Source organism: Vibrio sp. YT-19(2023) (assembly GCF_033337395.1).
Window position 1 is genome coordinate 1 of record NZ_JAWOQN010000778.1, and the last position, 596, is coordinate 596.

Annotated in this window: 1 protein-coding gene; it reads right to left on the bottom strand. The window is 40.3% G+C overall.

From position 1 onward, the window contains the following. Positions 1-368: 368 nt before the first annotated feature. Positions 369-596, bottom strand: a 228-nt coding sequence (locus R7E78_RS28420; RefSeq protein WP_318058919.1) for a glutathione binding-like protein, incomplete at its 5' end; no start/stop codon positions are given.

The following is a 596-nucleotide window of genomic DNA, read 5'->3' on the forward strand; positions in this document are numbered from 1 at the left end:
ATTTTCTTTTTCGATAAGCTGCCCGCGCAATTGCTCTATTTGATCACTTTGCTGCGTATAGTTCAGGTACATCGCAACTAAACCAAAAATAGAAACAACGAGCGAAGCAAACAGTACGTTGTTGATGGTTTTGATTTGAAGATTCATAACCTCTCCTTGTCTCTTGCCAGACATCTCTAAATGAAAAGAACGTCTACAGACTAAGAGCACTCTGCTCTAAAACGCATTGAAGCCTATTGAGGTTGTTGTATATAAAAATAATTATAGGAGATGAGTAAAAAAAGAAGAGAAAACTTGAAGTATTTGAATACCTTTTTGTCATTGGCGTTCAATACGCAGCGAGAGAGAAAACGCTCGCTGCGAAAAAATTAGCTTTGGAATGCGTCTCGGGCAGACACTTGTTCAAACCAGCGAGCGATGTTTGGGTACTTCTCGAAGACTTCAATACTCAAACCATTCACCGCAAAACCAATGAAAATATAACCGGTAATATCGACAACGGAAAACGGGTCTGTCGCGATGTATTCACTCTCTGACAAACGTTTATCTAAGGTTGGCAAAAACTCGAGGACACGAGACTTGGATTCTTCACCCCA